At 68.7% G+C, this 23,212-nt stretch carries 21 protein-coding genes; 15 read left to right on the forward strand and 6 right to left on the reverse strand.

The window, feature by feature from the left end:
* The first annotated feature begins 179 nt into the window (after positions 1 to 179).
* From Q8L83_RS08590 to rpmB, 7 genes are all read left to right on the forward strand, one after another.
* Positions 180 to 1,808 (forward strand): bifunctional diguanylate cyclase/phosphodiesterase, encoded by a 1,629-nt coding sequence (locus Q8L83_RS08590; RefSeq protein ID WP_305286009.1) that lies wholly within the window; start codon positions 180 to 182, stop codon positions 1,806 to 1,808.
* Positions 1,805 to 2,263, forward strand: coding sequence for a hypothetical protein (locus Q8L83_RS08595; protein WP_305286011.1), 459 nt, complete (start codon positions 1,805 to 1,807; stop codon positions 2,261 to 2,263). The genes Q8L83_RS08590 and Q8L83_RS08595 overlap by 4 nt, the downstream gene beginning before the upstream one ends.
* A 119-nt stretch (positions 2,264 to 2,382) precedes the next feature.
* Complete coding sequence (locus tag Q8L83_RS08600; RefSeq protein ID WP_305286013.1) at positions 2,383 to 4,158, forward strand: protein kinase; 1,776 nt, start codon at positions 2,383 to 2,385, stop codon at positions 4,156 to 4,158.
* Positions 4,159 to 4,161: 3 nt separating this feature from the next.
* Complete coding sequence (locus Q8L83_RS08605) at positions 4,162 to 5,148, forward strand: type VI secretion system-associated FHA domain protein (RefSeq protein WP_305286015.1); 987 nt, start codon at positions 4,162 to 4,164, stop codon at positions 5,146 to 5,148.
* Between the two features lie 4 nt (positions 5,149 to 5,152).
* Positions 5,153 to 5,923 (forward strand): PP2C family serine/threonine-protein phosphatase, encoded by a 771-nt coding sequence (locus Q8L83_RS08610; RefSeq protein ID WP_305286017.1) that lies wholly within the window; start codon positions 5,153 to 5,155, stop codon positions 5,921 to 5,923.
* A gap of 69 nt (positions 5,924 to 5,992) precedes the next feature.
* Positions 5,993 to 6,952, forward strand: coding sequence for an alpha/beta fold hydrolase (locus tag Q8L83_RS08615; RefSeq protein WP_305286019.1), 960 nt, complete (start codon positions 5,993 to 5,995; stop codon positions 6,950 to 6,952).
* A gap of 270 nt (positions 6,953 to 7,222) precedes the next feature.
* Positions 7,223 to 7,522, forward strand: a complete 300-nt coding sequence (rpmB, locus tag Q8L83_RS08620; RefSeq protein ID WP_305286021.1) for a 50S ribosomal protein L28 — start codon at positions 7,223 to 7,225, stop codon at positions 7,520 to 7,522.
* A 71-nt stretch (positions 7,523 to 7,593) separates the two neighbouring features.
* Here the strand turns inward: rpmB and Q8L83_RS08625 are convergent, their stop codons facing one another.
* A complete protein-coding gene (locus tag Q8L83_RS08625; RefSeq protein ID WP_305286023.1) occupies positions 7,594 to 8,562 on the reverse strand; it encodes an esterase-like activity of phytase family protein in 969 nt (322 codons plus the stop codon).
* Positions 8,559 to 10,511 carry a cobaltochelatase subunit CobT gene (cobT, locus tag Q8L83_RS08630; RefSeq protein WP_305286025.1) on the reverse strand — a complete coding sequence of 651 codons (1,953 nt, stop codon included), beginning with the start codon at positions 10,509 to 10,511 and terminating at the stop codon, positions 8,559 to 8,561. The genes Q8L83_RS08625 and cobT overlap by 4 nt, the downstream gene beginning before the upstream one ends.
* Before the next feature lie 132 nt (positions 10,512 to 10,643).
* On the opposite strand from cobT, the gene Q8L83_RS08635 reads away from it, so the two are divergent.
* Complete coding sequence (locus tag Q8L83_RS08635) at positions 10,644 to 10,823, forward strand: DUF1328 domain-containing protein (RefSeq protein WP_300577727.1); 180 nt, start codon at positions 10,644 to 10,646, stop codon at positions 10,821 to 10,823.
* Positions 10,824 to 10,902: 79 nt separating this feature from the next.
* Here the strand turns inward: Q8L83_RS08635 and Q8L83_RS08640 are convergent, their stop codons facing one another.
* On the reverse strand, positions 10,903 to 12,123 hold the full coding sequence (locus tag Q8L83_RS08640) for a DUF3089 domain-containing protein (RefSeq protein WP_305286028.1): 1,221 nt from the start codon (positions 12,121 to 12,123) through the stop codon (positions 10,903 to 10,905).
* A 278-nt stretch (positions 12,124 to 12,401) separates the two neighbouring features.
* Between Q8L83_RS08640 and Q8L83_RS08645 the strand changes: the two genes are divergently transcribed.
* Positions 12,402 to 12,713 carry a hypothetical protein gene (locus Q8L83_RS08645; RefSeq protein ID WP_305286031.1) on the forward strand — a complete coding sequence of 104 codons (312 nt, stop codon included), beginning with the start codon at positions 12,402 to 12,404 and terminating at the stop codon, positions 12,711 to 12,713.
* Between the two features lie 80 nt (positions 12,714 to 12,793).
* Here Q8L83_RS08645 and cobS read toward each other — a convergent pair whose 3' ends face one another.
* On the reverse strand, positions 12,794 to 13,798 hold the full coding sequence (gene cobS / locus Q8L83_RS08650; RefSeq protein ID WP_305286033.1) for a cobaltochelatase subunit CobS: 1,005 nt from the start codon (positions 13,796 to 13,798) through the stop codon (positions 12,794 to 12,796).
* Positions 13,799 to 13,886: 88 nt separating this feature from the next.
* On the opposite strand from cobS, the gene Q8L83_RS08655 reads away from it, so the two are divergent.
* Positions 13,887 to 14,759 carry a TauD/TfdA family dioxygenase gene (locus tag Q8L83_RS08655; RefSeq protein ID WP_305286035.1) on the forward strand — a complete coding sequence of 291 codons (873 nt, stop codon included), beginning with the start codon at positions 13,887 to 13,889 and terminating at the stop codon, positions 14,757 to 14,759.
* Positions 14,701 to 15,690 (forward strand): aminoglycoside phosphotransferase family protein, encoded by a 990-nt coding sequence (locus tag Q8L83_RS08660; protein ID WP_305286037.1) that lies wholly within the window; start codon positions 14,701 to 14,703, stop codon positions 15,688 to 15,690. Before Q8L83_RS08655 ends, Q8L83_RS08660 begins: the two co-directional genes overlap by 59 nt.
* Here the strand turns inward: Q8L83_RS08660 and Q8L83_RS08665 are convergent.
* Both Q8L83_RS08665 and Q8L83_RS08670 read right to left on the reverse strand, forming a co-directional pair.
* Positions 15,687 to 16,061, reverse strand: a complete 375-nt coding sequence (locus Q8L83_RS08665) for a DUF1622 domain-containing protein (RefSeq protein WP_305286039.1) — start codon at positions 16,059 to 16,061, stop codon at positions 15,687 to 15,689. The genes Q8L83_RS08660 and Q8L83_RS08665 overlap by 4 nt on opposite strands.
* Positions 16,062 to 16,148: 87 nt before the next feature.
* Positions 16,149 to 16,715: a TetR/AcrR family transcriptional regulator gene (locus Q8L83_RS08670; protein WP_305286040.1), complete on the reverse strand. Its 567-nt coding sequence runs from the start codon at positions 16,713 to 16,715 to the stop codon at positions 16,149 to 16,151.
* Between the two features lie 222 nt (positions 16,716 to 16,937).
* Between Q8L83_RS08670 and Q8L83_RS08675 the strand changes: the two genes are divergently transcribed.
* From Q8L83_RS08675 to Q8L83_RS08690, 4 genes are all read left to right on the forward strand, one after another.
* On the forward strand, positions 16,938 to 17,996 hold the full coding sequence (locus tag Q8L83_RS08675) for an efflux RND transporter periplasmic adaptor subunit (RefSeq protein WP_305286041.1): 1,059 nt from the start codon (positions 16,938 to 16,940) through the stop codon (positions 17,994 to 17,996).
* Positions 17,997 to 18,035: 39 nt separating this feature from the next.
* A complete protein-coding gene (locus tag Q8L83_RS08680; protein WP_305286042.1) occupies positions 18,036 to 21,251 on the forward strand; it encodes an efflux RND transporter permease subunit in 3,216 nt (1,071 codons plus the stop codon).
* Positions 21,248 to 22,651 carry an efflux transporter outer membrane subunit gene (locus tag Q8L83_RS08685; protein WP_305286043.1) on the forward strand — a complete coding sequence of 468 codons (1,404 nt, stop codon included), beginning with the start codon at positions 21,248 to 21,250 and terminating at the stop codon, positions 22,649 to 22,651. The genes Q8L83_RS08680 and Q8L83_RS08685 overlap by 4 nt, the downstream gene beginning before the upstream one ends.
* A 74-nt stretch (positions 22,652 to 22,725) precedes the next feature.
* Positions 22,726 to 23,109: a hypothetical protein gene (locus Q8L83_RS08690; RefSeq protein WP_305286044.1), complete on the forward strand. Its 384-nt coding sequence runs from the start codon at positions 22,726 to 22,728 to the stop codon at positions 23,107 to 23,109.
* Positions 23,110 to 23,212: the final 103 nt, after the last annotated feature.

Genomic DNA, 23,212 nt, shown 5'->3' on the forward strand with positions numbered 1-23,212 from the left:
TCGGCGCGCGGCAAGCGGCAGCGCACGGCCATTTGGCGGGTCCCAAGCCTGGCGTTCCGCTGGCTCGCCCAGGGGTTGAGAAACCCATTTCGGGAAGAAGTCGATTAACTTCCGTTTGTTAGGGTCAGCCCATGACGAGGGTTGAGCCGATCGCGGGGTTTGCGCGCGCCAGGAGGGCTGTGGCGTTTCGCCTGGGCGACCTCCTGCGCGCTGCTCGGCTGCCCGCCATGGCCATCGGTTGCGGCTTGGGGGGCTGGCTCGTCGCGCGGGATTCCTTCGCAGGCGTGGTGATCATGACCGCCGCCCTGGCCCTGCTGGGCGTCATCCTTGGCGAGCAGGTCGTCCTGGCGCGGCTGGCGGAGCGGATGCTTGGCCGCCCGGCCGGAAGCCTGCGCGAGGTCATGACCCTTGCGGCCGCGCGCCTGGAGGCCCTCGATCACCGCGCCGCCCATGCTCACCCCGTCACGGGCCTGCCCACCCGCGAGCCTCTGTGCGAGACCATCGCCGCCGACGTGGCCGCAGAGCGGGCGAGCAGCGCCTCGCCGCGTCTGCTGGGCGCCATCCGCTTTGTGGACTTCGACCGTCTGGCCGGCTTCGACCATGCCCTGGCCAATTGCGCGCTTGAGCAGTTCGCCCGCCGCCTGGTCGCCGTCACCCAGGCTGGCCGCATGGTCGCCCAGGTCGACCGCGACTGCTTCGCCGTCTGGTTCGGCGCCGCCGATCTCGAAGCCGCCCGGGCGGAATTCCAGGCCATCGCCTATGTGGCGGGCCACGAGATGGAGATCGACGGCGGCCGGTTGACGCCAACCATCGAGATCAGCGCGGTCTCCCTTCCTCAGGAAGGCCAGGACGGCCTGGCGCTGCTGCTGCGGGCGACCGCCGCCCTTGCGCGTCCCGAAGGCGGCGAGGGGGGCGAAATCCGGCTGCAGGCGCTGCAGCCGGTCGAGGCGGCCCGCGAACAGTTCATGCTGGAACAGGACCTGGCCCAGGCCATCGCCGAGGACCAGCTGACCATGGTCTTCCAGCCGGTGGTCGACCTGGCGGCCGGGCGGATGATGGGCGCCGAAGCCCTGCTGCGATGGGATCACCCGATCCTGGGGCCGGTGTCGCCGGCGCGGTTCATTCCCGTGGTCGAGGCCCTGGGCCTGAGCGAGCGCTATGGCCTCTGGGTCCTGAACACCGCCTGCCGCGAGGCCCGGCGTTGGGCCGACGAGGGGTTCGGCGGCATGCGCGTGGCGGTCAATCTTTCGGCCCGCCAGCTTCTCGATCCCGGCCTCAAGACCAAGATCGAGCGCACGCTCGCCCGCCACGGCCTGGGCGCCGAGGCCCTGGAGCTGGAGCTGACCGAGACGGCGACCATGGCCGACGCCGAGCGGACCTATCAGCTGTTTGGCGACCTGCGCGCCATGGGGGTCAGCCTGGCGGTGGACGACTTCGGCAGCGGCTATTCGAGCCTGAGCTATCTGAAGAATCTGCCCTTCGACAAACTGAAGATCGACCGGGAATTCGTCGCCCAGATCGACCAGCGCCGCGACAGCCGCGCCATCTGCCGCGCCCTGATCGAGCTAGGCCGCGGGCTCGACCTGCTGGTGCTGGCCGAAGGGGTCGAGACTGAGGCCGAGGTGGCCTGTTTGCGCGCCCTCGGCTGTCACGTGTTCCAGGGCTACCACTTCTCCAAGCCCCTGAGCGGCCGGGACTTCCTCGCCCTGGCGGCGGACCCGAGCTGGCGAAGCCGGCTGAATGTCGCCGCCCAGCGGCCGCCCAACCTCCATACCGCAAACCGTCATGCAGAAGAGCTGACCCTATGACCGCGCTTCCCCTTCCTCGCCATGGGCGGGCCCTGGCGGTCGCCGCCATTCTGTCGGCCGCCCTGGCCGGCTGCGCCACTGCGCCCACCGAGCCTGTGACGACCCCGACTCCTTCCGACGGTCGGTCCTGGGGCGAGATGAAACCGATCCCCAACCCGACGGACGCGCAGCCAGCCTCGTCCGCCGGCGCCGCTGCGCCGGCCCAGACCCCCCGCCGCGCCACGCCGACACCGGCGGCTCCGGCGGCTGCGCCCGCGCCCGCCAAGCCGTCGGTGGACAAGGCCCGGGCGGGCCAGCTCCGGGCGCAAGGTCTGGTGGAGCTTAACCGTGGCGAGGTCCAGAAAGCCGTCAGTCTGTTGCGCCAGGCTCAGCAGCTCGATCCGGACAACACCCTGATCGCCCGAGACCTGCAGCGGGCGGTGCGGATTCAGAGCGCTGTAACCAACCGGAAGTGACTTAACCCCCTCGCGCCCAACCTCATCTTAACCTGGTCACGCTAGGTCTGGTCCAAGGTTAACCCGCCCAGGCGGTGAAGCAACGCCAGGGCGGCGACAGGATGAGTGGGAATCGGGCGATGACGCTGGTCGGTCGTTATGAGCTGGTGGAGCGGATCGGCGAAGGCGCCATGGCCGAGGTCTGGCGCGCCCACGACCCTGGCATCGACCGCGTCCTGGCCATCAAGATCCTGAAGCCCGAGTTCCGACGCATCCCGGAATACGCCGCCCGCTTCCTGCGCGAAGCCAAGGCGGCCGGGGCGCTGGCCCACCCCTCCATCGTCACCATCTATGATGTGGGCGAGGTGGACGGCTATCCCTACATCGCCATGGAGCTGCTCGACGGCGATCCCCTCGACGTGGTTCTCTCCCGTGATGGGCCGCTGGACGACGAGCGGGTCCTGGCCATCGGAGCCCAGCTGGCCGGCGCCCTGAGCTACGCCCACCTGTCGGGCGTGGTGCACCGGGACATCAAGCCTTCCAACATCATGCTCTCGGCCGATGGGCGCTCGATCAAGATCCTCGACTTCGGCATCGCCCGGGTCGCTGAGGCCAGCCGCCAGGAGACCGATCGGGAACACCTGAAGACCCAGATCGGCCAGGTCCTCGGCACGCCGCGCTACATGAGTCCTGAACAGGCTCTGGGGCAGGTGGTCGATGGGCGCTCGGACCTCTTTTCCGTCGGCGTGGTGCTCTATGAACTGGTGACCGGCAAGGCGGCCTTCTCAGGCTCCAGCGCCGCGACCCTAGCCCTGCAGATCACCCAGCAGAACCCCACCCCGATCACCGACCTGACACCGGGCTGCGCCGGCGGCCTTCGCTTCATCATTGAAAAGCTCCTGGCCAAGCGGCCGGAGCGGCGCTTCGTGGACGGCGCCGACCTGAAGCGCGCCATCGATCGGGAGATCAAGGCCCACGAGGCGGTCAACGCCGACGACGCGGCCCGGGGTCGCTATCTGCCGCTTCAGGTCCGCCTGACTCTGGCCATGGTGGCGGTCACGGCCATCGCACTGGTGTTCAGCATCAACGCCGTCCTGGACCGTCAGTATCGCGCCATGGAGCAGATCGCCCTGGCGTCGGGCTCTTCCATCGCCGCCTTCGTCGCCAGCAACGCCGCCCTGCCGGCGGTGGAGAATTCGGCCGCCCCGCCGGCCGAGCGGGACTGGACGCCGATCCAGGCCTTCATCGCCGCGGCGGCCAAGGATCAGTCCGTCCGCTGGATGACCATGGTGGATTCGGAAGGCTATATCCGCGGCGCCAGCGATCCGGCGCTTCTCGGGCGGCGCTACACCGCGCCAGAGGGCGAAACCGTGGTCCATGAGGGCCGCGACGTGGTGGTCACCGACATCCGGCTGGACACCGACCAGCCGGGCTTCCGCTTCGTCCACCCCATCCTCTATGCCGACCAGCCCTTTGGCCTGATCGAGGTCAGCATCAGCAAGGCTGAGCTTGAGGCCGCCGCGGCGACCTCGCGCAATCTGATGATCGGCCTGGCGGCGCTCATTCTGGCGGTGGTGGCCGGCCTCAGCTTCACCATGGCCCGCCTGATGACCCTGCCGCTGCGCCGGCTCAAGCAGGGCCTGCGCGACGCCGCCATGGGCGACCTGGACTTCCGCATATCGCACCGCCGTCGCGACGAGTTCGGCGAGCTGTTCGACGGCTTCAATCGTCTGGCGACGGCGCTGCAGGAACGCCTGCTGGCGGCCGAGCGTCCCGCAGGACGCCCTCAGGCGGTGGACGCCACCCAGATCATGCCCGCCCCAGCGCCAGCCCCTGCCCGCGAGCCGGCGGCCGCTCGCCCGGTCGCCCAGGCCCAGGGCACGCCCTTTGATCCCAGCTGGCGGGCGAGCGGCTGACCCATGTTCATCTGCCGCCTGTTCCATCACGACCGACCCTTCGAGCAGATCGAGGCCCGGCTGATCGCCGAGGGCCAGACGACGGTAGGGCGCGATCCTGCCGCCGACTGGTCGCTCAACGATCCTCAGGGCGTGCTCTCGCGCATCCACTGCACCCTGGCGGTCGAAGATGGCCGTCTGTTCCTCGTCGATAGCAGCACCAATGGCACCTTCCTCGAGGGGGGCGTTCGCGCCCCGACCCGGGAGCCGGTCGAGCTTCATCCGCGCCAGAGCATCCGGCTGGGAGACCTCAGCATCCTGGTCGATCAGCCGCAGGGGACGGCGGCCGAGGCGACCACCCTGCACGGCGCCCTGGACCTTGCGCCGACTCCGGTGCCCCGGGACTGGTCCGACGCCCAGCCTGCCGCCCGGCCACACCGCGACGCCTCGCTGATCGAGGCCTTCTGCGCAGGGGCGGGCCTGGACGCCTCGGCCCTGTCGGGCCAGGAGCCGCATGAACTGATGACCCGCATCGGGGCCATCTACCAGCAGACGGTCCTTGGCCTCGCCACCCTCATGGCCGACCGCGCCCGCGTGAAGAGCGAGGCCCAGCTCGACCGCACGACCCTGGGCGCCCAGGCCAATAATCCGTTCAAATGGACCCCGACCCGCAGGCTCGCCCAGGATCTGCTCTGCGGCGCGCCGGCCGGCTTCCTCGCCGACTCCGAGGCCGTGCGGGCTTCATTCGAGGATCTTGGCCAGCACATGGCGGCCATGGCTCAGGGCGCCAACGCTGCGGCCAATCTGGCGGTCCAGACCCTGTCGCCCGAGGTCATCGATGCCGAGGCGCGCCGGCAGGGCGGCCTGTTGAAAAGTCAGCACGCCTTGCGATGGGAAATCCACAACCAGCGCCACGCCGCCCTGACGGCCGCCGAGGACCCGGCCGGCGGCCCGCTCCGGCACGCCTTCGTAGAGGCCTATCGCCAGGCGGCCAGCAAGTCGGAAGCCTGAACCCATGGGGCCTGGGCAAGATCTGGAGCGTCTGAGGTTTCGCTCGGCGACGCGCAGCCACGCGGGCCTGCGTCGCGCCTGCAATGAGGACCGGCTGCTGGATCGTCCCGCAGAGGGGCTGTGGGCCGTGGCCGACGGCATGGGCGGGCATCGTTCCGGGGATGTGGCCGCCGCGCGGGTGGTGGAGGCCCTGGGCGGCCTGGACGCCTCGGAGTCCGGCTTTGGCCGTCTGAACGACCTCGTGCGGGCCATTTCGGAGGTGAACGCCGAGCTGTTCGCTCAATCAGCCGACGGCCCCGGCGCCTCCCCCAGCGGCGCGACCGTGGTGGCCCTGCTGGCTCATGAGCGCCACTTCGCCTGCGTCTGGGCCGGCGACAGCCGCGCCTATCTGCTGCGGGACGGGGGCGCGGCCCCGATCACCCGAGACCACAGCCTGGTCCAGAGCCTTATCGACAACGGACAGATCGCCGCCGATGCGCGCCGCAGCCACCCTGAGGCCCACATCATCACCCGAGCCGTGGGCGCGGCCGCCGAGATCGACCTGGAGCGTCGGTTCGCGCCGATCTTGCCGGGGGATGTCTTCCTGCTCTGCTCCGATGGCCTGACCGCCTGCGTGGAGGACGAGGAACTGGCCAGTCTCATCGATCAGCCCGACCTCGACGCCGCCGCCGAAGCCCTGCTGGCCGCAGCCCTGGAGCGCGGCGCGCCCGACAATGTCAGCCTCGTGCTGATCGCCGCCGAAGCGGCCTCAAAGGTGACCTTGGGACAGGATTGACCGAACGCCGGTCTTGCCGGACGGTCCCTGGCGACCGTGCGGGCGGTCGAGCCGAAGGGGAATTCCGCCATGCTTCGATCCCTGAGACTTATGGTCATCGGCCTGGCCGGGCTCTGCCTGTCGGCCTGCGCCGGCGATATTCCCTATGCCGAACTGGAGGCCCGCCACGGGGGCGAGGCCTCGCGCTACATGGATCTGCCCGGCGACCTGCGCATCCATTACCGCGACCAGGGAAATCCCGACGCAGCGATCACCCTGGTCATGGTCCATGGCTTCGCCGCCTCCCTGCACGCCTGGGAGCCCTGGGTGGAGCGACTGGAGGGGGACTATCGGCTGGTCAGCCTGGACCTGCCCGGTCATGGCCTGACCCGGGCGCCTGCGGGTTATCAGTCAAGCCCCGAGGCGCAGGTGGCGGTGGTCGATGCGGTCGCCACGCAACTCGGCCTGCCGTCCTTCGTGCTGGCCGGAAACTCCATGGGCGGCGGGGTGGCCTGGCGCTACGCGCTCGCCCATCCCGAGAAGGTGCGCGGCCTGGTCCTGGTCAACGCCGCGGGATGGCCGGAGGCGGCGGAGGACGAGAACGACAGCCGGCCCCTGGTGTTCAAGCTGCTGGAAAACCCCGTCGGGCGCAGCGTGCTGCGCAACCTCGATCCGCGTCCCCTGGCGGGCCGTGGTCTGCGGCAGGCCTATGGGGACGAGGCCCTGGTCACCCCTGAGCTTGTCGATCGCTACGTCGAGCTGGCGCGGGCGCCGGGTCACCGCGCGATTCTGACCGATCCCCGTCGCCGCAGCGGCGGAGCGCCTGTGACGGCCGAGACCTTCGCCGCCATCACCGTCCCGACGCTGGTGATGGTCGGCGCCCTGGATCAGGTGATTCCGGCCGAGCGCGGCGCGGGCTTCGTCCAGGCGATTCCCGGGGCGCGGCTGATCACCTATGCCGACGGCGGCCACGTGCCCATGGAACAGCTCCCCGACCGCACAGTCGAAGACCTGCGCGCCTTCCTGGCCAGTCTGCCGCGGAAGCCTTAAGGGGGTTTGGAACGCGGCCAAAACAAACCGGGACCGAATCGGCGACAGCGCCGGATTCAGCCTTCGTTCCCTACCAGATATTGTAGAGCTTGGCGGTCGGGCCCACAAGTCTGACGGCTTTCCGCGAGCCAGGGCGCGGCGGCGGCGAGAATGGGCCGGGGCGGCGACCGCTTCGCCTTGACGGCGCCCGCAGCTTTCGCCTATATCGCCCGCTCTCTTGTGCGGACCCGTTCCGCGCACATTTTGGTTTCCACGCGAAGGTTGAACACCATGTCGCGCCGCTGCGAACTCACTGGCGTTGGTCCGATGGTCGGGCACAATGTCAGTCACTCGAATATCAAGACCAAGCGCCGGTTCCTGCCGGCCTTGTCTCCGGCCACCCTGCAGTCCGACGCGCTGGGCCAGTCCTTCCGACTGCGTATCAGCAACTCGGCCCTGCGGACCCTCGACTTCCGGGGTGGTCTCGACACCTTCCTGGTCAAGGCCCGCGACGAGCAACTCTCGCCGCGCGCGCTGAAGATCAAGCGTCAGCTCAAGGCCAAGCTCGCCGAAGCCAAGACCGCCGCCTAAGGGCACGGTCGATCTGACGACGACAATGAAAAGGCCGGTCCCTCGGGGCCGGCCTTTTTCGTGTCCAGGATTCAGTTGGCGGGGCGCCAGTCAAAGGCCAGCAGCAACGTCCGTTGGCTGGCGCTGAAATTGTCGTCGGCCAGCAGATAGATCCGATAACCGCCGCCAGGCCGCGGCACGAAGTCGACGCCCTCGAAATTGTCGACCGTGAGCGGCCGGGCCATCTCCATCCGGCCAACCTCGCCGTTTGCGCCCGTAATCGTCAGCACGATGCGGTTGCCCCGCAGAGGATCCCAGGCGCGAAGGAGATAGGCGCTCTGATCGCCGGGCAATCGCCGCATGGCCACCAGGCCGAAATCGGCGCCCTTGGCTACGCGGGGTCCCGGGACGCAGGCCGTGGCGATCCGGCACGACCACGTCTCGCCAGAGGCCTCGCCCCCGACCACATAGGCGTCCGGGCCGCGCTCGGGGTCCGGCGCCAGGGCCTCCAGGCCGCCATTGAGCGGGAACTCGGCCTCAGGCGAAGGAACCGCCCGCGGCGGGCCGCCGTCCGCGGGATAGAGCCAGACGCGGGCCTGTCGCTCGAAGCTCACCAACATGTCGCCGCTGGCCAGAATCGCCAGGCCTTCGGCGTCGGACAGCTCCTTGTTGGGCAGGGGTTGTCCGTCCAGGCCGCTCAGGGGGCGCAGGGTGACATCGGCGACGCCGGCCAGTCGGTCGTCTTCGAACAGAAGCTGGCCTTCGATCAGGTCGCCCTCATCGCTGATGGCGGTCAGCCGTCCCTCGGCGTCCACCACCAGATCCGAAAGGCCATGGAAGCGGGAGCTCTCGGTCGACGAAAGCTGCAGCCCCCCAGCGTATACGAAGGCGCCAATGGCGGTCTGGCCAGGCGCCTCGGGATTGAGCGGCACGGAAACCGCCTGGACGGCGATCGACGATCCCGCGGCCACCGGGGCTGCGGGCAGGGCGCTGGGCGCCGGGGCGCAGGCGGCGAGCCCCGCCAGGACGATCAGGGCGCCAAGACGGGGGAGGGGGGTCATGCCAGAGCTCTCCGGACTTCCTTGAAGGTGGAGCCGCGGCCAGGACCGGAGGGTCCTTGCGTGCTGGGCGGAGGCTGCAGCAGGTTGGCGGTGGCCCGGGTGGTCTTGCGGATATCCTCGTCGAACAGTTCGGCCAGCTGGTCGACGATGACGCCGGCCAGCTGCTCCACATCGACGATGGTCACGGCCCGGCGATAGTAGCGGGTGACGTCGTGGCCGATGCCGATGGCGATCAGTTGCACCGGGCTCTTGGTTTCGATCTCCTCGATCACCTCGCGCAGGTGGCGTTCGAGATAGTGGCCGGAGTTCACCGACAGGGTGGAATCGTCCACCGGCGCGCCGTCGGAGATCACCATCAGGATGCGCCGCTGCTCGGGCCGGCCCATCAGGCGCTGGTGCGCCCACATCAGGGCCTCACCGTCGATGTTCTCCTTCAGCAGCCCCTCGCGCATCATCAGGCCGAGATTGCGCCGGGCCCGGCGCCAGGGGGCGTCGGCGGCCTTGTAGATGATGTGACGCAGGTCGTTCAGCCGGCCAGGCTGGGGCGGCTTGCCCGCCTTCAGCCAGTCCTCGCGGCTGGTCCCGCCCTTCCAGGCCCGGGTGGTGAAGCCGAGAATCTCGGTCTTCACCCCGCAGCGCTCGAGCGTGCGGGCCAGGATGTCGGCGCAGACGGCGGCGACCATGATCGGGCGACCGCGCATGGAGCCGGAATTGTCGATCAGTATGGTGACGACCGTGTCGCGAAACTCGGTGTCCTTCTCCTCCTTGAAGGAGAGGGGGGCGGTGGGATCGATGATCACCCGGGTCAGGCGGGCGACGTCGAGCATCCCTTCTTCGAGGTCGAAGGTCCAGGAGCGGTTCTGCTGGGCCATCAGCTTGCGCTGCAGCTTGTTGGCCAGCCGCGACACCACCGACGACAGGCTGGCCAGCTGCTGGTCCAGATAGGCCCGCAGGCGGCCGAGCTCTTCAGGATCGCACAGCTCTTCGGCTGCGACGATCTCGTCATGGGCGCTGGAGAAGACCTTATAGGTCGGCGTCTTGGCCTCGCCGCGCGGGTCGGGGCGCGAGGGCTGCTCACCCTCGCCCATGTCGGGCTGCTCGTCGGTGTCCTCGGCGTCGGGGTCGTCCTCGGCCGACATCATCTGGCTGTCGGTCTCTTCGCTTTCGCGATGGGTGGCCTCGTTGTCATCCATGGCCGACTGCTGGGGGGACTGCTCCTCGCCCTCGCCGCCCTCCTGGTCCTCCTTGGACTCCGAATCGGCTTCCTCGCCGCCGTCTTCGTCCTCGTCCGGCTGTTCCGGCGCATCGGACAGGTCATCGCCCATGGACAGGTCGCGCAGGATCGCCTTGGCCACCTTGCCGAAGGCCTTCTGGTCCTCGAGGCTGGCGGCCAGCTTGTCGAGGTCGGGTCCCGCCTTGGCCTCGATCTCGGCGCGGAACAGGTCCACCAGGGGCCGGGCCGCCGGCGGCGGCGGCTCGCCGGTCAGGCGTTCGCGCACCATGAGCGAGACGATCTCGTCCATGGGCGGATTGGCCTGGGCCTCGATGGGGTTGAAGGCCTTCTTGGCCCAGGCCTGGTCATGGACCGCGCGCAGGTTTACGCGCACCCCGCCCAGGGCGTTGGCGCCGATGGCCTCGGTTCGCGCCTGCTCGATGGCGTCATAGATCGGCCCCCCCTGGGCCGACTGCGGCCGGCCGCGGGCATGGGCGGCGGTGTCGTGGTGGGCCAGGCGCAGCGCCATCTGGTCAGCCAGGCCGCGGATGCGCGAGGCGTCCTCCGGACCCAGATCCCGGGGCGGGTGGGGCAGAATGGCGCGATTGCCCTGAAGCTGCGGGCCCTCGCCCGAATAGACGATCTCCAGATCTGCGGACTCGGCGAGCGACCGGGCCGCATTGGCCAGGGCGCGCTTGAACGGTTCGACAGGACTTTCGGGAGGGGACTTGGCCATCGCTCACTAGATAAGGCGCCGCAAGCCTCTGGGGGAAGGGGAAGATGGCGCCCCCGAGGCCCTCATGGAACGTCGGCGCGGGCGCCCGCGTTGTCTCCGCAACACTCGATGGCTGTTTTAGGAGACACTCCAATGCTCAAATGGGCCCTTATCTTCGCGCTTGTCGCCCTGGTGGCCGGCGCCCTCGGCTTCGGCGGCGTGGCTGGCGCGGCCGCCGGCGTCGCCAAGATTCTGTTCTTCCTCTTCCTGATCGGCTTCGTGATCTTCCTCGTCCTGGGGGTCATGGCCGGCAAGAAGATCACGGGCGGCTAGCGCCCGGAGATCAGAACGCAAAGACGCCCGCCGCTCGGGATGAGCGGCGGGCGTTTTCGTGTCTGGCCGGCGGCGGCGCCTAGTGGTGGCTGTGGTCGCCGGACTTCGCCATCCAGGCCGCGCCCTGGCGTTCGACCAGCTTGACCAGGTCGCCCATCACCAGATTGACGTCGATCAGGTGCAGGCCCCAGTCCTTGGCGATCACGCCGTTCTGGACCACATCGCCGGCGATGGTGTCGACCCGCGGGTCGGCCGGATCGGCGTCCACGGTGACGGCCAGATAGTGGAAGCCGTCCTTGCGCACGCATTCGCCGCTGAGCAGACCGGGGACCGAGACGAAAGGCGTCGTCACCTCAGGCCCGCCCCTCACCCAGGGCGCCGGCTCTTCCGACGAGCCCAGCAGATTGCCCGAACTGGCCAGATAGGCGTGCAGATCGACCTGGCCCTCAGGCTTGTTGTTCACCAGGGCGGCGGGGTTCACGCAGGCCGCCTCCATGGGGGAGTTCGGCTCCCGCGGCACGCCGAAGCGGGAATTGGCCGGGGGCGGAGAATCGGCCCGGAAGCTCACATAGGAGATGGCGCAGCCGGTCTGGTCCGCGGCCTCGCACAGGGGAATGGACTTGAACGTTCCGGTCTTGCCGCCCTTGTCCACGGCCAGGTTCGACCCCAGCAGCATGGCCGAGACCAGCTTGTCCTGTACGGGCTTGCCGTCGATCTCATTGGCGATCAGCTGGGTCAGGACGCCTGCGCCCTGGCTGTGGCCGATCAGGACCACGCCGCGGCCGTTGTTCTCATGCTCCAGATAGTGGTTCCAGGCGGCGACCACATCCTGATAGCCGGTGTTGGGGCGCGCCGATCCGCCGGGCGGGGTCCCGCCCATCACCGCGGCGCGCAGGGCCGTCAGGGTGAACTGGCGATAGAGGGGCGCATAGACGCGGCATTGTGCGCCCAGGCGTGAGAGCTGCTGCTCCACCACGCGCCGCTCTTCGTCATTGGCGGTCATGTCGCTGATGACGCCGGGATCGTTGGACACGGTGGGATAGACATAGAAGCAGTCCACCGGCGCGGCCGGATTGACCGCCCAGGTCTCGGTGGCGACCGAGCCGTCGGCCTGGATCACGGTGGTGGTGTTGTCGCCGGCGCAGGCGTCGTCACGACCGGGCCAGCACAGCCAGCTTGATTTGTCGGCATAGTCGTTCGGCGCGGGCGCAGCGTCCTGGGCCTGGGCCTGCCAGACCCCGGCGGCCAGGGCCAGCGCCCCGGCGGTGGCCGTCAGGCCGGCGAACATCTTCCTGGTCATATTTTCCCCACGTGCAAATTGGCTTGCATCAATGGGCCGGACCATCGCCTGGAGGTTTGGCTTCGTCCAGAGCCATACCAAGGATTTTCGGCAAGGCGGATCCTAGAAAAGCGTCCGTCCAAGGATCATGCCGGCCGCACTTGCGGGGATGGCTGACGGTGGCGGTCAATTGTCGCAAATACGACGCTCAACCGTCATAAATCCTTCACAACGGGGCTTGGCCATGAGACGCTTTCCGCAAGCCGGGAGATCGATCCCGCGAAAAGTGGAGGAAATTCATGAGGATTCTCGTCATCTCCGCAGCCGCCCTGGCGCTGTGCGCCGGCGCTGTCCAGGCCAAGGAAGCCCCCAACGCCCAGGCCGCGGCCCAGGACGCCGCCGCCCAGGAGCGCGCCAGAGCTCAGGCCGAGCGCGTGGTCTATGTCTGCGACCGCTCCGAACTCACCCGCAAGGCCTTCGCCCGTGAGCATGGCGAGGTGAAGTTCGTCACCGCCGAGCAGGCGCTCACCGGCGCGGCCGACGACTGGTCGGCGCCGCGCTGCGTCAGCGAGGTGGAGGCGGCCAAGCTCAGCGCCATGCTGACCCGCTAAGCGGCGCCAGCATCTCCTGAAACGAAAAACGGCGGCCCGCAAAGGCCGCCGTTTCCATGTCTGGATGAGGCTGAGCGGCTTTAGGCCACCCGCACCCGCGCCGTGCTCTCGGGCAGGTCCTGGCCGAAGGCGCGCTGGAAGAATTCGGCCACGGTGCCGCGCTCCAGTTCGTCGCACTTGTTCAGGAAGGTCATGCGGAAGGCCAGGGCCACGTCGCCGCCGAAGATCTCGGTGTTCTGCGCCCAGGTGATCACCGTCCGCGGGCTCATGACCGTGGAGATGTCCCCGTTCATGAAGGCGTTGCGGGTCATGTCGGCCACGCGGACCATGGCGTTGATCGTCCGGCGGCCCTCTGCGGTGTCGTAGTTGGGCGACTTGGCCAGCACGATCTCGGTCTCGGCGTCGTGGTCGAGATAGTTCAGCGTGGTGACGATGGACCACCGGTCCATCTGGCCCTGATTGATCTGCTGGGTGCCGTGATAGAGCCCCGTCGTGTCCCCCAGGCCAATCGTATTGGTCGTCGAGAACAGGCGGAAGAAGGGGTTCGGGCGGATCACGCGGTTCTGGTCGAGCAGGGTCAGCTTGCCCTGGGCCTCCAGGATGCGCTGGATGACGAACATCACGTCCGGGCGACCGGCGTCGTACTCGTCGAAGACCAGGGCGATCGGGCGCTGCAGCGCCCAGGGCAGGATGCCCTCGCGGAATTCGGTGACCTGCTTGCCGTCCTTCAGGACGATGGCGTCCTTGCCCACCAGGTCGATGCGGCTGACATGGCTGTCCAGGTTCACCCGGATCAGCGGCCAGTTGAGGCGGGCGGCGACCTGTTCGATGTGGGTCGACTTGCCCGTGCCGTGATAGCCCTGGATCATCACCCGGCGGTCATACGCGAAACCCGCGCAGATGGCCTTGGTGGTCTCGGGATCGAACCGGTAGGTGTCGTCGATCTCCGGCACGTGGCTGTCGCGATGCGAAAACGCCGGCACCGTCATGTCCATATCGACGCCGAAAGTCTCGCGTACGGAGACCTTCTTGTCAGGGACGAGGGTCAACAGGTCGTCGTCGTGGGTCTGGGAAATCGTGCTCATGACGAGGTTCGCATACAGGGTTACGCTCGCAAAGCAAACGTGTGTTTCATGGGCGGCCGATCAAAAACAATGAGGAGACGCCGGCGCCATGCTCGACAGGGTTCGTACGCCAAATTCGAACATTGAAGTGACCCCGACGGCCTCGGGTTTCGGCGCCGTCGTCACGGGCCTCAACCTCGCCGCGCCGCTGCCCGACGGGGTGATGGACGCAGTGCGCCAGGCCTGGGCCGACCATGGGGTGCTGAGCTTTCCAAGCCAGCCGCTGAGCCTCGACCAGCTGGAGGCGGTGACCCTTCAGTTCGGCCCCTTCGGGGTCGATCCGTTCATCGCGCCGATGCCGGGCCGGCCCAATGTGCTGGAGCTGCGGCGGGAGCCTGACGAGAAGGCGACCAATTTCGGCGCCGGCTGGCACTCCGACTGGAGCTTTCAGCCCACGCCGCCGGCGGCCACCCTGCTGCATGGCCAGGTGATCCCGCCCGTCGGCGGCGACACCCTGTTCGCCGACTGCACGGCCGCCTACGCCGCCCTGTCGCCGACCTTCCAGGACATGCTGGCGCCCCTGCGCGCCATCCACAGCGCCGGCCGCGCCTATGGGACGAAGGGCGTCTTCGCCCGGGAGACCGAGAAGCGGACCATGCAGATCATCGTCTCCGAGGAGGCCGACAAGACCCACACCCATCCGCTGGTGCGCACCCACCCTGTCACCGGCGCCAAGGCCCTGTTCGTCAGCCCGGTCTATACCGTGGGGATCGAGGGCCTGACGCCTGCCGAAAGCCAGGCGATCCTGGGCTTCCTGTTTGCGCACATGACGAAGGATGAGTTCATCTTCCGCCACCGCTGGGCCAGGGACACCCTGCTGATCTGGGACAACCGCCGCACCGTGCACCTGGCCGAAGGCGGCTATGACGGCCATCTGCGGGTCATGCACCGCACCACCGTGGCCGGGGAGGTCCCGGTCTGAGCGGGTCTGCGGTTTAGGCCGCCTGCCGGAGGCGGTTCAGCGACGGGCCCTGGACGAGGGGGAACGGGGGCGGGCCTGGCTGGCGGCCCTGCCGCAGATCCTGGAGCGGCTAGAGTCGCTGTGGCGCCTGGAGAGCGTCCACATCCTGGATGGCGGCAGCGAAGCCGTGGCCATAGCGGTGACGCTGCCAGGCGCCCGGCCGGCGGTTCTCAAGATCGCGCCGCCCTGGGCCGATCTTCTCGGCGCCGAACGTCGGGTGCTGGAGGCCGCCGGCGGGGTCGGCTTTGCGGAACTCTACGCCGTCGACGAGGCGGCCCATGCCCTGTTGCTGGAGCGGCTCGGGACGCGCCTCGACCTGTTGGGCTGGACCCCTGAGGCGCAGATGGACGCCCTGTGCGAGGCGTTGATGGCGGTGTGGCGGGCGCCGGTTCCGTCGGGCGGCTTGATGGACGGCGCAGAGAAGGCGCGCCGCCTGGGCCGGTTCATCGCAGAAACCGCCCAGGCCCTGGGCGCGCCCCTGTCGCCTGCGGTGCTGGCTCGCGCCGATGAGTATGCCGCAGACAGGGCGCTGGCGCATGATCCTGCGCGCGCCGTCCTGGCCCACGGGGACGCCCATCCGGCCAACGCCCTGCAGGCCCCGGACGGCGGCGGGTTCAAGTTCATAGATCCCGACGGGCTCCTGATCGAGCCAGCCTACGACTTGGGCGTCATCATGCGTGAGTGGCCAGAGGTTCTGCTGGAGGGGGGCGACCCGCTGGCGGCGGGACGGGCGCGCTGCGCCCGGCTGGCCGCCCGTACGGGCGTGGACGCCGAGGCCATCTGGCGGTGGGGCTATCTGGAGACCGTCTCTACGGGGCTGCTCTGCTGCAAGCTCGACGTATTCGACTGGCGGGAGATGTTTCAGGTGGCCGAAGCGTGGACGGCGGATTAGCGCTTGGCCTCGCCTGGTTCGGCGTCCGCCCGGCGCCAGGGCCAGCGGCCCTGAATCTCCGTCTCCAGGGCGAAACTGAGGAAGGTCCGGATCAGGACGATGGCCGCCAGGGGGCCGACGCGGTCGAAGCTTAGCGGCTCGGTCACCGTGGCGATGATGTCGGCGGCCACCAGAAGTTCGAGCCCCAGCAGGATGCCGCGACCCAGATTGGCGCGGTACTGGTCGAAGGCGTCGCGCCAGTCATGGCGCTTCACGCCCTGAGCCGCGAAGACCGCCGTCGCGCCGATCACGGCCAGCACCAGGACCAGGACGGAAAAATACTGGAGCAGCGTGGCGACAGCCACCACCAGACTATGAAGGTTGGGAAACATGGGCGGCTCCCTTAAGGCCAGCCCCTGTAGCGGATAAGCCAAGCTTCCTGTTCCCGCCTCCGGCTAGCCGGGGCGCGATGGTTCGCCTCAGACCGGTCCGCTCACATAGTTGTCGAGGGTGCGCGCCAGGGCCTCGCAGAGCTCCTGCCGCTGCTGACCGTCCAGCAGGTAGTCCTCGTAGATCACCCGGTTCATCGTCGCCCCCATCATAACGCAGGACAACAGGCGCGCGCGCACCGCGGCGTCGTCGCCCCCGAGCCAGGTCTCCAGGGGTTGATAGAAGGCGTCGTGCGAATGGCGCCGGATGGCTTCAGCGGCCTTGGGCGAGGAGGCTGACCGCAACATGATCAGGAAGAGTTCGAACTTTTCCTCGCGCATGGGTTCGACCGCCAGCATCTGGGCCACGCGCTCGCCGAAGGACTCCCGGTCGCCCTCCAGGAACTCGGCGATGTTGGGGGCGCAGGAGAGGACCTCGGCGAACAGCTCTTCCTTGCCGCCGAAATAGCGGGAAATCAGAGCCGCATCGACGCCGGTGTCGCTGGCGATTTCACGGACCCCGGTCTGATCGTAGCCCTCGTGGGCGAAACGCTTTCGCGCGGCTTCCAGAATGGCGGTGCGCGTGGCGGCGGCGTTCCGGGTCCGGGCGGGGGTCATCGGCGGGCTCAAAAATTTTCCTCCAATATTTTTTTGTCATCACTTGTAGACATAGAAACGCATTCCCACCTAGAAGTCACCAACTGATGACATGGCCCGGCTCTCCACCGGGTGCGCTAGCCTCGGGGATAGGGCATGCGACGACTCTTTGTGGCTGCGGTTTTCGCAGCAAGCTTCCTTGGTCTTGCCGCCTGCGGCGGGGACCCAAATGCGGGACAGGGCATGCCGACGCCAACGGTGTCGGTGTCGGTTCCGTTGCAGGAGGAGGTCGTCGATTGGGACGACTTCACCGGCCGCTTCGAGGCGCCAGAGCGCGTCGAGGTCCGCGCCCGAGTGGGCGGCTACCTCCAGGGCGTCCATTTCACGGACGGTCAGAGCGTTCGCAAGGGCCAGCTGCTCTTCACCCTCGACCCGCGGCCGGCTCAGGCCGCGCTCGCCGCCGCCCAGGCCCAGGCCGATCTGGCCGGCGCCGACCTCGCCCGCGCCGAGGGGCTGCTCGAAGCCCAGGCCATTTCGCAGGAAGAATTCGACAGTCGCCGGGCTCAGGCCCAGGTGGCTCAGGCGACCCTGCGGGCGCGCCGTCTTGACCTTGAGTTCACCCGGGTCACCGCGCCGGTCTCCGGGATCGTGTCCCAACGCCAGGTTGACCCCGGCAATGTGGTCAGCGGCGGCGCCTCTTCGGGCGACATCCTCACCACCATCGTGTCGATCAGCCCGATCCACTTCGCCTTCGACGCCTCCGAAGCTCAGCTTTTGAAGTATCAGCGGCAGACCGCGCAGCGCCAGGGGGCTCAGGTGCAGGTGCGTCTGCAGGACGAGACCGAGTACCGCTGGACCGGTCGCATGGACTTCGTCGACGCCCTGGTGGACCAGGACACCGGCGCGGTGCGCCTGCGCGCCACGATCGCCAACCCCAACGGTTTCCTGAAGCCCGGCATGTTTGGCCAGGGCCGCATGGTCGGCGCCGACGCCTATCCCGCCCTGCTGATCCCCGAGACCGCCGTCGTCACCGACGGGGTCCGCCGGGTGGCCTATGTGGTCGATGGCGAGGGCACGGTGCAGGTCAAGGCGCTTGAGCTTGGGCCCGCCAGCGGCGGCCTGCGGGTCGTGCGCACCGGCCTTCGGCCCGACGACCGCGTGATCGTCGGCGGCCTTCAACGGGCCATGCCGGGCCAAAAGGTCGAGGTTCAGCCGGGCAAGATCGCCCGGCAGGAAGCCGGCGGCGCCGAGCAGCCGCGCCTGACCTCGGCCCCGCCAGCCTCGGCCACCCCGGCTAACTGATCCACACCCCTTCCGACTGCATTTCCGGGACCGCATTTCATGCGTCTGTCGCACTTCTTCATCGAGCGCCCGATCTTCGCCGGGGTGCTGTCGGTGTTCATCACCCTCGTCGGCATCTTCGCCTATCCGCTGCTGGCCCTGTCCCAGTTCCCGGATATCGCGCCGCCGACCGTCGCGGTCATCGCCAACTATCCGGGCGCCTCGGCCGAGACCCTGGCCGAGACGGTCGCCGCGCCGCTTGAGCAGGAGATCAACGGCGTCGAGGACATGATCTACATGACCTCGTCCTCGTCCAACGGGATGGTGCAGATCACGGTCACCTTCCAGCCCGGCACGGACCTGGATTCCGCCCAGGTGCTGGTCCAGAACCGGGTCAGCCTGGCCGAACCGAGGCTGCCCGAGCAGGTGCGGCAGGTCGGCGTGGTGGTCAACAAGCAGTCCACCGGCTTCCTGATGGTGGTCGGCCTGACCGCCGATGCGGACAATCTGAACGCCGACTATGTGGGCAACTACGCCAATTCCACCGTCCGTGACCGGCTGTTGCGGGTCGAGGGGGTCGGCGAGGTCCAGATCTTCGGCGGCGGCCTTTATTCGATGCGGATCTGGATCGATCCCGGCAAGGCGGCCGAACGCAACCTGACGCCCAACGAGATCGTCGAAGCCCTGCGCGCCCAGAACCTGCAGGCCGCCGGCGGCACCGTCGGCCAGCCGCCCTTCGGCGCGGCTGTCGCCAGCGAGCTGCCCGTCGAGGTCCAGGGCCGTCTCTCGACCCCTGAAGCCTTTGGCGACGTGGTCCTGCGCCGCGACGCCGAAGGCCGCACCATCCGTCTGCGCGATGTGGCGCGGGTGGAGATCGGGGCCCAGGACTATGGGGTGCGCGGCTATTTCTCCGGCGAGCGGGGGGTGGCCATGGCCGTCCTGCAGCAGCCGGGCTCCAATGCGCTCTCGACCGCCGAAGGCATCATCGAGGCCATGGATGACCTCGAGCCCAACTTCCCGAACGGCCTGAGCTACCAGATCCCCTACAACCCCACCGAATACGTGGCCGCCTCGGTCAGCGCGGTGCAGCACACCCTGATCGAGGCCGTGCTGCTCGTCGTCCTGGTGGTGGTGGTGTTCCTGCACACCTGGCGTGCGGCGATCATTCCCATCCTGGCGATCCCGATCGCTCTGGTCGGCACCTTCGCCGTGCAGCTGGCGCTGGGCTATTCGCTGAACTCCCTGTCGCTGTTCGCCCTGGTTCTGGCCGTCGGCATCGTCGTCGATGACGCCATCGTCGTGGTCGAGAACGTAGAGCGGAACATACGGGAGGGGCTTTCGCCCCGGGAGGCGGCCCACAGGTCCATGAAGGAAGTCTCCGGGGCCCTGGTCGCCATCAGCCTGGTGCTGGTCGCGGTGTTCGTGCCCACGGCCTTCGTCTCGGGCATCCCTGGGATGTTCTACCGCCAGTTCGCCGTGACCATCGCGGCGGCGACGGTGATCTCCCTGCTGGTCTCCCTGACCCTGTCGCCGGCCCTGGCCGCCCTGCTGCTCAAGCCGCATCGGGAAGGCGATGCGCCGCACGGGCCGCGCTGGATGGCGCCGCTCACCGGCGCAGCCAACCGCTTCAACAAGGGCTTTGACTGGCTCAGCGACCGTTTCGGGCGGCTGACGGCGCGCCTGGTTCGGGTGAGCTTCATCATGCTGATCGCCTATGTGGTCCTGCTGGTCGCCACGGGCTGGCGGCTGACCGACACGCCCACGGGCTTCATCCCCGAGCAGGACCAGGGCGTGCTGATCGGCGTCGTGCAACTGCCGCCTGGCGCCTCGCTGGAGCGCACCGATGCGGTGGTGCAGCGGGCGACCACAGAGATCGGCGCCATGGACGGCGTGCAGAACATCGCGGCCTTCGTCGGCCTCGACGGCGCCAGCTTCAGCATGGCCTCCAACAGCGCCACCATCTTCATCCGCCTGACCGACTGGGGCGAGCGGGGGTCCGAACTTACCGCCCAGAACATGGCCGGCATGATCATGCAGCGCATGGGCGCCATCGAAGAGGCCAATATCTTCGTCCTGGCGCCGCCGCCGGTCGAAGGCCTCGGCAACGCCGGCGGCTTCAAGATGATGGTCCAGGACACCGGCGGGGTCGGCTATGCCGCCCTGGAGCAGGCGGCCAATCAACTGGCCGGGGCTGCGGCCCAGAATCCGAAGCTCGTCGGGGTGTTCAACCAGTTCAACACCGGCGCCCCCCGGGTGACCGCCGATGTGGATCGTGACCGCGCCCTGTTGCTGGGGGTGCAGCCCTCGGAAGTCTTCCAGACCCTGGGGACCTATCTGGGCTCGACCTATGTGAACGACTTCAACATGCTGGGCCGGACCTTCCGGGTGACGGCCCAGGCCGAACCGTCGGGCCGCTCTCAGGTCTCGGACATCGCCAATCTGAAGGTCCGGACCACGTCCGGCGGCATGGCGCCCCTGGGCTCCATCGCCACCCTGCGCGACGACTCCGGTCCGGCCCGTGTGGTGCGGTTCAACCTCGCCCCGTCCGCCGAGATCATCGGCGGGGCTGCGCCCGGCGTTTCGTCCGGCGAGGCCCTGGCTGAGATGGAGCGTCTGGCCGCCGAGACCCTGCCGGCCGGCGTCAGCTTCCAGTGGACCGAGCTCGCCTATCAGGAGCAGGCGGCCGGGGACACGACCCTGCTGGTCTTCGCCATGGCGGTGGTCTTCGTTTTCCTGGTGCTGGCGGCCCAGTACGAAGCCTTCACCCTGCCGCTGGCCATCATCCTGATCGTGCCGCTCAGCATTCTGGCGGCCATGCTCGGGGTCTGGATGCGCGGCATGGACAACAACATCCTCACCCAGGTCGGCCTCATCGTCCTGGTGGCCATGGCCGCGAAGAACGCGATCCTGATCGTGGAATTCGCCAAGCAGGCCGAGGACCAGATGGGCATGAACCGCTTCGATGCGGCGGTGCATGCGGCCAAGACCCGACTGCGGCCGATCCTGATGACCTCGTTCGCCTTCATCTTCGGGGTGCTGCCCCTGGCCATCGCCTCGGGCCCCGGCCAGGAAATGCGCCAAGCGCTCGGCACCTCGGTGGTGTTCGGGATGATCGGGGTGACCATCTTCGGCCTGATCTTCACGCCGGTCTTCTATGTGGTCTGCCGCCGTCTCGCCGAGCGCCTGCCTGGGCGCAAGACCGGCCCGCAGCCGACCCCCGACCTGGGCGCCGAACCCGGCGTCATCACCTACCAAGCCCCGGAGGCGCGTCCGTGATCCCGTCCCGTCTGGCCGCCCTGTTCGCCGGCGCGGCTCTCCTGTCAGCCTGTGCGGCTGGCCCCGACTACCAGGTCCCGCCGGCGGGGACCGCCGAGGCCGGCCCCTTCATCGCCGCGGCCGATGGTCCGTTCACCGGCGCCCAGGCGCCCGACGACTGGTGGCGGCTCTATCAGGACCCGCTGCTGGACGACCTGGTGGCCGAGGCGCTGAGCGCCAACCGCGACATCGCCGTGGCGGCCGCCAACCTGGCTCAGGTTCGTGCGGCCCTGGGCGAAGCCCGCGTCGGTTTCCTGCCCTCGACCACCACGACGGCGGGCGCCGCGCGGGTTCGCCAGCAGGATCCGGTGACCGGCGCCTATGGCGAAAGCGACAGCTTCCAGGCCGGTTTCGAGGCCGCCTATGAGGTCGATTTCTTTGGCCGGGTCCGCCGCTCGGTAGAGGCTGCACGGGCCGACGCCGGCGCAGCCGAGGCTCTCCTGGACTCCGCCAGGGTCACTGTGGCGGCCGAAACCGCCCGGGCCTATGCCGATCTCTGCGCGGCCAATCTTCAGATCGCCACGGCCCAGCAGACCCTTGATCTTCAGCAGGAGACCGCCGACCTCACCGGCCGCCAGTTCGAGCTTGGCCGCGGCGGCGGCCTCGATGTGGCCCGCGCCCAGACCGAGCTGGAGTCCACCCGCGCCACCCTGCCGCCGCTCGAGGCGCAGCGTGACAGCGCCCTGTTCCGCCTGGCGGTGCTGACCGGCCGGCCGCCGGCCCAGGCGCCGATCGCCGCCCTGGCCTGCAACGTCGTGCCCGAGGTCACCACGGCCATTCCCGTCGGCGACGGCGCCGCCCTGCTGGCCAGGCGCCCCGACGTCCGCGCCGCCGAGCGTCGGCTGGCGGCCGCCACCGCCCGCATCGGCGTGGCCACGGCCAGCCTCTATCCCAGCGTGACCCTGGGCGGCAGCATCTCGACCCTGGGGGCGGACGCTTCGGACCTGGGCGACGACTACCAGTTCAGCGTTGGTCCCCTGATCTCCTGGAGCTTCCCCAATATCCTGGCGGCGCGCTCGCGCATCAGCCAGGCGGGGGCGGCGGCCGATGCGGCCCTCGCGAGCTTCGAGCAGGTCAACCTCACGGCCCTGCAGGAGACCGAGGTCGCCTTGACCCAATACGCCAAGGCTCTCGACCGCCGCGCGGCCCTGCAGCGGGCCCGCGACCAGGGCGAACGCGCCGCCCGGCTCTCTCGCATGCGCTATGACGCGGGCGTCGACAGCTTCCTGGGCGTCCTTGACGCCGAGCGGACCCTGGCGGGGCTTCAGGCGCAGCTGGCCCTGTCTCAGGCCCAGGTGGCCGATGCTCAGATTGTCTTGTTCAAGGCCCTGGGCGGCGGCTGGTCTCAGGCCGAGTCCTGAACGCCTTCTCATCGCCGCCTTCGCGCGCTTAAGCTCCTCCCGCACGGCCGATCACAGGCCGACGGGAGGAGCCGATGAGCCGCAACGAACCATCCGAGGCCGCCGCCATGGCCTGCCTCGACGCCTTCATGACCGCGTTTAACGCCCGTGACATGAAAGCCTTCGAACAGACCTTCAACTTTCCCTCGATCCGCCTGGCGTCGAACACGATGCGGATCATCAACAAGGGCGACCAGACCCAGGCCACCTTCGACCACGCCTCACTCAAGGACTGGGATCATTCGGCCTGGGAAAAGCGCGAGATCATCCATTCGGGGCCGGACAAGGTGCATATCAACACCCGCTTCACCCGCTATCGGAAGGACGGGAGCGTGATCGGCGGCTTTGACTCCATCTATGTGGTCACCTGCGAGGACGGCCATTGGGGGATCAAGGCCCGCTCCAGCTTCGCCCCCTGACAATCTGACCGACCGTCGGCGCCTGCGAGGCGTGCGCCGAGGCGTTTCGGTCGGGATTTGGCCCTGAAGCTGCGATCTCTCGGGCGTCTTTGGCGTTGGGGCC

Source organism: Phenylobacterium sp., from assembly GCF_030680185.1.
Taxonomy (GTDB): Bacteria; Pseudomonadota; Alphaproteobacteria; order Caulobacterales; family Caulobacteraceae; genus Phenylobacterium.

Bases quoted from the DNA above. Each gene is read 5' to 3' on its own strand.
- Q8L83_RS08665 (WP_305286039.1), bottom strand. From the start codon at position 16,061: ATGTTTCCCAACCTTCATAGTCTGGTGGTGGCTGTCGCCACGCTGCTC.
- Q8L83_RS08625 (WP_305286023.1), bottom strand. From the start codon at position 8,562: ATGACCCCCCTCCCCCGTCTTGGCGCCCTGATCGTCCTGGCGGGGCTC.
- Q8L83_RS08610 (WP_305286017.1), top strand. From the start codon at position 5,153: ATGGGGCCTGGGCAAGATCTGGAGCGTCTGAGGTTTCGCTCGGCGACG.
- cobS (WP_305286033.1), bottom strand. From the start codon at position 13,798: ATGAGCACGATTTCCCAGACCCACGACGACGACCTGTTGACCCTCGTC.
- Q8L83_RS08675 (WP_305286041.1), top strand. From the start codon at position 16,938: ATGCCGACGCCAACGGTGTCGGTGTCGGTTCCGTTGCAGGAGGAGGTC.
- Q8L83_RS08605 (WP_305286015.1), top strand. From the start codon at position 4,162: ATGTTCATCTGCCGCCTGTTCCATCACGACCGACCCTTCGAGCAGATC.
- Q8L83_RS08615 (WP_305286019.1), top strand. From the start codon at position 5,993: ATGCTTCGATCCCTGAGACTTATGGTCATCGGCCTGGCCGGGCTCTGC.
- Q8L83_RS08635 (WP_300577727.1), top strand. From the start codon at position 10,644: ATGCTCAAATGGGCCCTTATCTTCGCGCTTGTCGCCCTGGTGGCCGGC.
- Q8L83_RS08640 (WP_305286028.1), bottom strand. From the start codon at position 12,123: ATGACCAGGAAGATGTTCGCCGGCCTGACGGCCACCGCCGGGGCGCTG.
- Q8L83_RS08655 (WP_305286035.1), top strand. From the start codon at position 13,887: ATGCTCGACAGGGTTCGTACGCCAAATTCGAACATTGAAGTGACCCCG.
- Q8L83_RS08645 (WP_305286031.1), top strand. From the start codon at position 12,402: ATGAGGATTCTCGTCATCTCCGCAGCCGCCCTGGCGCTGTGCGCCGGC.
- Q8L83_RS08670 (WP_305286040.1), bottom strand. From the start codon at position 16,715: ATGACCCCCGCCCGGACCCGGAACGCCGCCGCCACGCGCACCGCCATT.
- cobT (WP_305286025.1), bottom strand. From the start codon at position 10,511: ATGGCCAAGTCCCCTCCCGAAAGTCCTGTCGAACCGTTCAAGCGCGCC.
- Q8L83_RS08690 (WP_305286044.1), top strand. From the start codon at position 22,726: ATGAGCCGCAACGAACCATCCGAGGCCGCCGCCATGGCCTGCCTCGAC.
- rpmB (WP_305286021.1), top strand. From the start codon at position 7,223: ATGTCGCGCCGCTGCGAACTCACTGGCGTTGGTCCGATGGTCGGGCAC.
- Q8L83_RS08660 (WP_305286037.1), top strand. From the start codon at position 14,701: ATGACGGCCATCTGCGGGTCATGCACCGCACCACCGTGGCCGGGGAGG.
- Q8L83_RS08600 (WP_305286013.1), top strand. From the start codon at position 2,383: ATGACGCTGGTCGGTCGTTATGAGCTGGTGGAGCGGATCGGCGAAGGC.
- Q8L83_RS08595 (WP_305286011.1), top strand. From the start codon at position 1,805: ATGACCGCGCTTCCCCTTCCTCGCCATGGGCGGGCCCTGGCGGTCGCC.
- Q8L83_RS08680 (WP_305286042.1), top strand. From the start codon at position 18,036: ATGCGTCTGTCGCACTTCTTCATCGAGCGCCCGATCTTCGCCGGGGTG.